8 protein-coding genes and 1 rRNA gene are annotated in these 8,626 nt (G+C 44.2%); 8 read left to right on the top strand and 1 reads right to left on the bottom strand.

The features are described from left to right. A partial coding sequence (locus tag A3762_RS05370) for an AAA family ATPase (RefSeq protein ID WP_156493260.1) occupies positions 1–1,054 on the top strand: 1,054 nt, incomplete at its 5' end. A 38-nt stretch (positions 1,055–1,092) separates the two neighbouring features. Here the strand turns inward: A3762_RS05370 and A3762_RS05365 are convergent. Further along, positions 1,093–1,545 carry a DUF4124 domain-containing protein gene (locus A3762_RS05365; RefSeq protein WP_068502711.1) on the bottom strand — a complete coding sequence of 151 codons (453 nt, stop codon included), beginning with the start codon at positions 1,543–1,545 and terminating at the stop codon, positions 1,093–1,095. Between the two features lie 416 nt (positions 1,546–1,961). Between A3762_RS05365 and A3762_RS05360 the strand changes: the two genes are divergently transcribed. The 7 genes from A3762_RS05360 to A3762_RS05330 all read left to right on the top strand — a co-directional run. Then, positions 1,962–3,683 carry an acetolactate synthase 3 large subunit gene (locus tag A3762_RS05360; protein WP_068480367.1) on the top strand — a complete coding sequence of 574 codons (1,722 nt, stop codon included), beginning with the start codon at positions 1,962–1,964 and terminating at the stop codon, positions 3,681–3,683. After that, on the top strand, positions 3,683–4,174 hold the full coding sequence (gene ilvN / locus A3762_RS05355) for an acetolactate synthase small subunit (protein WP_068754430.1): 492 nt from the start codon (positions 3,683–3,685) through the stop codon (positions 4,172–4,174). The genes A3762_RS05360 and ilvN overlap by 1 nt, the downstream gene beginning before the upstream one ends. A gap of 63 nt (positions 4,175–4,237) precedes the next feature. After that, positions 4,238–5,254, top strand: coding sequence for a ketol-acid reductoisomerase (gene ilvC, locus A3762_RS05350; RefSeq protein WP_068480374.1), 1,017 nt, complete (start codon positions 4,238–4,240; stop codon positions 5,252–5,254). Positions 5,255–5,345: 91 nt separating this feature from the next. Then, positions 5,346–6,161: a CDP-diacylglycerol--serine O-phosphatidyltransferase gene (gene pssA, locus A3762_RS05345; protein ID WP_082868950.1), complete on the top strand. Its 816-nt coding sequence runs from the start codon at positions 5,346–5,348 to the stop codon at positions 6,159–6,161. A gap of 70 nt (positions 6,162–6,231) precedes the next feature. Further along, the gene (gene msrP / locus A3762_RS05340) at positions 6,232–7,200 is read left to right on the top strand and encodes a protein-methionine-sulfoxide reductase catalytic subunit MsrP (protein WP_068754428.1); all 969 of its coding nucleotides are present in this window, start codon (positions 6,232–6,234) and stop codon (positions 7,198–7,200) included. Positions 7,201–7,202: 2 nt separating this feature from the next. Next, a complete protein-coding gene (locus A3762_RS05335) occupies positions 7,203–7,805 on the top strand; it encodes a sulfite oxidase heme-binding subunit YedZ (RefSeq protein WP_068754426.1) in 603 nt (200 codons plus the stop codon). A 688-nt stretch (positions 7,806–8,493) separates the two neighbouring features. Further along, a 16S ribosomal RNA gene (locus A3762_RS05330) occupies positions 8,494–8,626 on the top strand; the annotation flags it as partial.

The following is an 8,626-nucleotide window of genomic DNA, read 5'->3' as shown; positions in this document are numbered from 1 at the left end:
AGAGCGTCAGTTAGACATGGCGAGCCAGGCGGAGATGGTGGGTATGACCTTGTTACGTAACCGCGTGACAGAGGAAGAGATCGCCGAGACGGTTTCGAAATGGACAGGGATTCCTGTTTCGAAAATGCTAGAAGGCGAGAAAGAAAAGCTATTACGTATGGAAGATGCTTTGCATGAGCGCGTGATAGGGCAGCAAGAAGCGGTTAATGCGGTTGCTGATGCGGTACGTCGTTCTCGCGCAGGTTTGTCTGATCCGAATCGACCGAATGGTTCTTTCCTATTCCTTGGGCCAACAGGCGTGGGTAAGACTGAGTTGTGCAAGTCTTTGGCAAACTTCTTGTTTGATACTGAAGAAGCAATGGTTCGTATCGATATGTCTGAGTTTATGGAGAAGCACTCGGTCGCGCGATTAATCGGTGCTCCTCCTGGTTACGTGGGCTATGAAGAAGGTGGTTACCTCACTGAGGCGGTACGACGAAAACCTTATTCGGTATTGTTGTTGGATGAGGTGGAAAAGGCGCATCCAGATGTATTCAATATCCTATTGCAGGTACTTGAAGACGGGCGCTTGACCGATGGGCAGGGACGAACGGTTGATTTTCGTAACACGGTGATTGTGATGACTTCGAATCTTGGTTCAGATGTCATTCAGGCGAAAAGTTCAGGATATGTAGAAGCGAAGTATGATGAAATCAAAGATGCTGTGATGGAATCAGTTGCTGCGCACTTTAGACCTGAATTTATAAATCGTATTGATGAAGTCGTGGTTTTCCATGCTTTGGCAGCTGATCAAATTCAGGGGATTGCGAAAATTCAGTTGGCAAACTTAGAGGCTCGACTGAGAGAACAAGATTTAAGTTTGTCCTTCTCAGAAGAGGCATTGCTTAAACTTGCTGATGCAGGCTTTGATCCCGTTTACGGGGCGCGTCCTCTCAAACGCGCTATTCAGCGTCGCGTAGAGAATCCGCTTGCTCAGATGTTATTAGCGGGCGAGTTTGTGCCGGGAAGCGTGATTACTGTGTCTGTGAGTGGGGACGACTTAGTCTTTCATTAAGCTCGATATAAAAAGGCAGCCAATTGGCTGCCTTTTCTTTAACAATTCTCTGCGAGATAGGTTTGCGATAATGCGCGCTTATCTGCGATTTCTTCTGGGGTCATGTAACGCATTTGGCCGTTCTCTTTTATCCGTAAGCGAGCGCCGTCAACCATTCTAGACAGATTTTCTTTTACTGCGGCGCACTTGTTGTCATCCCGTGGCGCTTTTTTATCTGTAGTTTGTGAAAGTTGCGCAGCCTTTTCTTGAAGTGCCTGTTCTTTTTCTGGCGTGTTTGGTGCTGGTGAATTGCTCTTGTTTGGGGCCGGTAAGCCTTTTCCTGTTTGAACTTTTACTTCTGACACTTGTTTGTTGGATTCAGGCTTTTTGTCAGAGTAGTGGACGCGCCCCTGCTCATCCGTCCACTTATAAATCTGTCCATAAGCTAGTGTGCTAAGAGAACATAATAGGGCGATAAAGAGCAGTCTTTTTTTGTTGCGATGTTTGTCCATAAAAAATGCCTGAATTATATGAAAATCATTTACTTGTAGGCTTAACTATAAACTAAAGCAGCGGAAAACAAGTTTTTTGTGCAGAAAGTGCGTTTTATTGGTCAAAAAAAACGCACAGATATTGACTATATGTAATTCGCTGTCAGAATTGCAGGTCGCTTAGATCCGGGGTAGTTTGTAGAGGCCTTTCCTAGTGGTTTTCTTATCCCCCCAGCAAGTTAATATGTTGCGACGGCAACATTACTTATTTGAATTTGAGAAGAGTCCAAAAAGCATGACTGTTTTCATAGGCGTTACTCCCCGCCTTAATAAGTAAATTCAACTTGCTAAAGTTGCATCGAAAACGCTTCCAAAAGAAGCGAGCATTACTCGGATTAAGCTTCCAAATTTAACTGTATTATTTAAAGGTAAATATCGTGGAGCTATTGTCTGGCGCCGATATGATTACTCACTCCCTTGCGGACCAAGGCGTTGAGTACATCTACGGATATCCAGGTGGAGCTGCGCTTCATATTTATGATGCGTTGTTTCGACAGGATAAAGTTAAACATATATTAGTTCGTCACGAGCAAGCAGCAGTCCATATGGCTGATGGCTATGCGCGTGCGACAGGTAAAGCGGGAGTTGTATTAGTTACATCAGGTCCAGGTGCAACGAATACGATTACAGGTATCGCAACAGCGTTTACCGACTCTATTCCTATGGTTGTCTTGTGTGGGCAGGTACCTTCAACATTGATTGGTGAAGATGCTTTCCAAGAAACAGACATGATGGGTGTGTCGCGTCCAGTTGTGAAACACAACATGGCGATCAAACATCCTTCAGAAATTCCTGAAACGATTAAAAAGGCGTTTTATATTGCTGAATCTGGTCGACCGGGCCCGGTTGTAATCGATATCCCAAAAGATATGACAGCACCAAACGAGCGTTTTGAGTATAGCTATCCGAAGAAAGTGAAGCTTCGCTCATACTCGCCGCCAACGCGTGGTCATTCAGGTCAAATTCGAAAAGCAGCTGAGATGCTCTTAAATGCTAAGCGTCCAGTTATATATGCGGGTGGTGGTGTCATTATAGGTGGCGGAACTCAGCAGTTGACGGATTTGGTCAAGCGGTTGAATTACCCAGTGACCTGCACCTTGATGGGTTTGGGTGCTTATCCGGGGACGGGCGAGCATAGTCTAGGCATGCTTGGCATGCATGGGTCTTATGAAGCAAACCAAGCAATGCACCATTCTGATTTGGTTGTGTCAATTGGTGCACGTTTCGATGATCGCGTAACAAATGGCACGGATAAGTTCTGTCCTGGCGCGCGCATTGTTCACGTGGATATCGATCCGGCGAATATTTCAAAAACTATCAAGGTTGATGTGCCAATCGTAGGGCCGGTAGATTCGGTTCTAACTGATCTTCATGCTGCATTAGATGAGTTGGCGGGAACGCCTGATCAAGAAGCCTTGTCGGCTTGGTGGGAAAAAATTGATGGCTGGAGAGCATTTCATGGCGGTCGCTATGATGCATCTACGCAAGATTCGATCAAACCTCAGCATGTAATCGAAACGCTGCACAAAGTTACGAAAGGCGATGCCTTCGTAACTTCTGATGTAGGTCAGCACCAAATGTTTGCGGCTCAATACTATAAGTTCAATAAGCCTAATCGTTGGATCAATTCTGGCGGTTTGGGGACGATGGGCTTTGGTTTGCCTGCGGCAATGGGTATTAAACTGACTCATCCTGATGAAGAAGTTGTGTGTGTTACCGGTGAAGGCTCTATTCAAATGAATATTCAAGAGCTATCAACGTGTAAGCAATATGACCTTCCTTTGAAAGTTTTGCTATTGAACAACCAAGCTCTAGGTATGGTTAAGCAATGGCAGGACATGAATTACGAATCTCGTCACTCTCATTCTTACATGGACTCATTGCCTGACTTTACTAAGTTGGTTGAGTCTTATGGTCATGTGGGTATGACGGTCAATAAGCTAGACGAATTAGAGTCTACCTTAGAGAAAGCGTTCGCAATGAAAGACAAGTTGGTATTTATCAACGTTTATGTTGATCCTTTAGAGCATGTGTATCCAATGCAAATTGCAAAAGGTTCGATGAATGACATGTGGTTGAACAAGACGGAGAGAACATAATGAGACGTATTATTTCTGTCCTTCTTGAAAACGAGCCAGGTGCATTGTCGCGTGTTGTTGGCTTGTTTTCTCAGCGTAACTACAACATTGAAACGCTTACCGTGGCGCCAACTGATGATGAATCCTTATCCCGTTTGACTGTCACAACGACGGGGTCTGACAAGGTTATCGAGCAGATTACAAAGCAGCTAAATAAGTTGATCGAAGTCGTTAAGTTGGTTGATTTGACTGAAGGTAGTCATATCGAACGAGAGTTGATGCTTGTTAAAGTGAAGGCAGTTGGCTCTCAGCGTGGTGAAGTGTCACGTACGGTAGATATTTTTCGAGGGCAAATTGTAGATGTGAATAGCACTGTGTATACCGTTCAGGTTACGGGAGACAGCAGAAAGCTTGACGCATTTATTAAAGCGTTGCCGGAAGGAATTGTATTAGAAGTAGTGCGCAGCGGTGTTTCAGGTATTGCGCGCGGCGAGAAAGTTCTTAGCCTTTAAATTTTATTTTAATTTTAGTTTGCCTTCTTTAAGTTGAAGGTAGAGAGATAGCGGGGAAAAACCATGCAAGTTTATTACGATAAAGATTGTGATCTTTCGATCATCCAAGGTAAAAAAGTAGCAATCATTGGCTACGGTTCACAAGGTCACGCGCACGCATGTAACCTAAACGACTCAGGTGTAGACGTTGTTGTTGGTCTACGTTCAGGTTCTTCTTCTGTAGCGAAAGCTGAAGCTCACGGTCTAACCGTTAAGCCTGTTGCGGAAGCAGTTGCTGGTGCAGACGTAGTAATGATTCTTACTCCTGATGAATTCCAGTCTGTTCTTTACAAAGAAGAGATCGAGCCAAACATCAAGCAAGGCGGTACGCTTGCATTTGCTCACGGTTTCGCAATCCACTACAACCAAGTTGTTCCACGTGCTGACCTTGACGTAATCATGATTGCTCCTAAGGCGCCTGGTCACACTGTACGTTCAGAGTTTGTTAAGGGTGGCGGTATCCCAGATCTTATCGCGATCTTCCAAGACGCGTCTGGCCAAGCAAAAGATGTAGCACTTTCTTACGCAAGCGGTGTTGGTGGTGGTCGTACTGGTATCATCGAAACAACTTTTAAAGACGAGACTGAAACTGACCTATTTGGTGAGCAAGCTGTTCTTTGTGGTGGTGCGGTTGAACTTGTTAAAGCTGGTTTCGAAACATTGACTGAAGCGGGTTATGCTCCAGAAATGGCTTACTTCGAATGTTTGCACGAGCTTAAGCTAATTGTTGACCTTATGTACGAAGGCGGCATCGCGAACATGAACTACTCAATCTCTAACAACGCTGAGTACGGTGAGTACGTTACCGGTCCAGAGGTTATCAATGATGAATCTCGTGCGGCGATGCGTAATGCACTTAAGCGTATTCAAGATGGTGAGTACGCCAAGATGTTTATCCAAGAAGGTGCGACTAACTATGCATCTATGACTGCATATCGTCGTAATAACGCAGCTCACCCAATCGAAGAGACTGGTGCTAAGCTTCGTGCAATGATGCCTTGGATTGCGTCTAACAAGATCGTTGATCAAGAGAAGAACTAAGCGTTTTTGTTAATTAACGCTACACTAAACGGCCTGCAAGGATTATCCTTGCAGGCCGTTTTTTTATGTACGCAGAATATGCTGAGAAGTCATGAGCGAAGAGTCAAAGAATAATCAAGATACTACAAGTGCATTGCACGAGTCTGGGGCCGACAATATTAAGTCGGAGACTGAGTCGTCAGCGGACAAACCAAAGTCGCGTATGGGTAAAGGCATATATTTGTTGCCTAACCTGTTTACAACTGCTTCGTTGTTTTCGGGATTCTATGCAATCGTTGCGGCGATGAATGGCAACTTTGAAAATGCGGCGATCGCAATATTTGTATGCATGGTGTTGGATGGTCTAGATGGTCGCGTTGCGCGTATGACCAACACGCAAAGCGATTTCGGTGCGGAATACGACAGCCTCGTTGATATGGTGGCTTTTGGTGTCGCTCCTGCTCTTGTTGCTTTTACTTTCAGTTTGCAGACGCTAGGAAAGATCGGATGGATTGCAACCTTTATTTACGTCGCGGGTGCTGCATTGAGGCTTGCTCGTTTCAATACGCAGATAGGGTCGGTCGATAAGCGTTATTTTGTTGGTTTGCCAAGTCCTGCGGCAGCAGCTTTGGTGGCTGGCGTGGTTTGGGTGTTCCATGATGCAGAAGTTGGAACATTATTGACCTTGGTTACTATGCTGTTTGTTGCAAGTGCCGGTGTGTTGATGGTGAGTAATGTGCTGTACAACTCCTTTAAGGAGTTCGATCTCAAGCGCCGTGTCCCGTTTACAGCGGTTTTAATTATGGTGGCGGTGTTCGCTGTCGTCGCGTTGGAGCCGTCTTTTGTGTTGTTGTTAGGTTTTGTTATCTATGCTGCATCAGGTCCTTTTTCAAGTGTATTGCGCAGACTGAGAAAAAAAGAAGCGTAAAGGCACTTTTTAGACGAGGAACCGTCTCAGCATAAACTCAACGTTGACGAATTTACGGAAAACTTTAGTTATGCTTATAAAAATCAGGTCCTCGTCAGATATCGCATCTTCAGAAATAACTAGCGAATCTGCATACTTAAATCGACGAAAATTTTTATCTCTATCTGCAGCAGCAGGTGCTACAAGTTTACTCCCAAGTTCCTCATTGTTTGCGTCAGTGGATGCGTCGGCGTTTCAAAACCTTCCCTCTGTAAACTACGCTCCTGACGAAAAGATTACTCCATATGAAACAGCTTCCACCTATAACAACTTCTATGAATTTGGAACAGGCAAGTCTGATCCGGCAAAGTATGCGCATGAAATGACGACTAAGCCTTGGTCGGTTGTTGTGAACGGATTGACGGATAAACCTGGTGCCTACAACCTTGAAGATGTTCTAAAGGGTTTAGAGTTGGAAGAAAGGGTATATCGTTTCCGATGTGTGGAGGCTTGGTCCATGGTGATTCCTTGGGTGGGCTTTTCGTTGTCTGCGCTGTTAAATAAATTTCAGCCCTCCCCTTCAGCCAAATATGTTCGATTTGAAACGCTAAATAGACCAGAAGAGATGCGTGGTGTTCGATCATTTACGTCTTCGATTGATTGGCCATACGTTGAGGGATTGCGCATGGATGAGGCAATGCATCCTCTGACGATGATGGTTGTGGGAATGTATGGCAAGGAATTGCCAAATCAAAATGGTGCTCCATTAAGACTGATTGTCCCATGGAAATATGGTTTTAAGAGCATAAAGTCCATAGCTCGAATTTCGTTTAGCGAGACACGACCACGAACGAGTTGGGAGAAAGCGGGGCCAAGTGAATATGGCTTTTATTCCAATGTAAACCCCAACGTTGATCACCCTAGATGGAGTCAAAAGACAGAGAGGCGATTACCTAACTCTTTGTTTAGTCCAAATCGTATCGATACCTTGATGTTTAATGGGTATGAAGAGCAGGTTGCATCACTCTACGCTGGGATGGATCTGAAGAAGAATTACTAATTATGAATGCAAAAACTGCTCACTTGATGCGTTGGTGGTTTATTTTTATTGCTTGCTTAGCTCCACTGCCATACATCGTATATAGATTGGTGGTTAATAACCTTGGGGCGGAGCCGGCGAAAGCTTTAGTAGAGTTCTTGGGGAAAACCTCGCTTATTGTGCTGTTTGTGACATTAGCTGTCACGCCGCTAAGTAAATTCAAGGTGCTTCCTAGTTTTGTTAAATATCGCCGTATGCTTGGGTTGTCGGTTTTCTTCTATGCCTGCTTGCATGTGTTGAGCTACGGTATGTTTCTCGTTGATTGGAGAAATTTTATAGAAGATTTGTATCAACGACCCTACGTAATTGTTGGTGCGTTGGCGTTCCTGATTCTATTAGCTTTGGCAGTGACCTCTCCTCGCGCGGCAATTAAAAAATTAGGAAAGAAATGGAAGCGTCTGCATCGTTGGGTATATCTAGCGACGTTCTTGGTAGTCGTTCATGTCTATTGGCAGTTAAGAGCTGATTACTTTGAGGCGCTCGTCTACTTCACTATTCTCGTTGCCCTAATGTCATTTAGGTTAGATGTTCTGCTTGCTTGGAAATCTAAAGTGATCAATAAATAATCGCATCGTATGCATGTTGATCAATTGACGCTTTCTTTAAAATAAAACGACTTTTTTATGGCAAAACGCTTGCTATCCAAAGTGAGATATTTATAATGCGCGCTCGCTTTGAGGGAGACACCTAGGGGAGTCGAAATTGAGGTGAGAAGTGAAGGTCTTCTAGCGTAATTTTTGATCTTTGTTTCTGGTGATTTTTGAGAAGTTTTTGTTGCTTATATAAGTGTCGAAAACGAGCTCAAAAATAAAATCAGAAAGATCAAAAAAAGTAGTTGACCGGCGAATTAAGATCTATATAATTCGCGCCTCGCTTGAGGGAAGGCCCTTCAAAAGGGTTGGAAATAAGCGAGAAGTTAACACCTAATTTTGAGTTTGATTTCAATAAGTTAGTTGCTTAGGAAATTAAATTCAGAAAGTTAAGAAAAGGTGTTGACAATCAACTGGGGCTCTGTAGAATACGCGCCTCGCTTGAGGGAACGGAAACGGTCATCAAGCAACGATCTTTAAAAATTAGCCAAGCAATTCGTGTGGGCGCTGACTGAGATGATGTCACGTAAAGCACTGAAGACATTAAGTTTTTGGATGCTATTAAGAGATTATCAAGTCAACGTTCTGTGAATTCATTTATTGTAATTACAGTAGTTTTACTTGAGACAAATTTAGTTGTCCTTCGGGATGACACTTGAAGATTAAACTGAAGAGTTTGATCATGGCTCAGATTGAACGCTGGCGGCAGGCTTAACACATGCAAGTCGAGCGGTAACAGATCTAGCTTGCTAGATGCTGACGAGCGGCGGACGGGTGAGTAACGCGTAGGAACCTGC

The organism is Oleiphilus sp. HI0125 (assembly GCF_001635355.1).
This window is presented reverse-complemented; position numbering and strand designations above follow the sequence as displayed.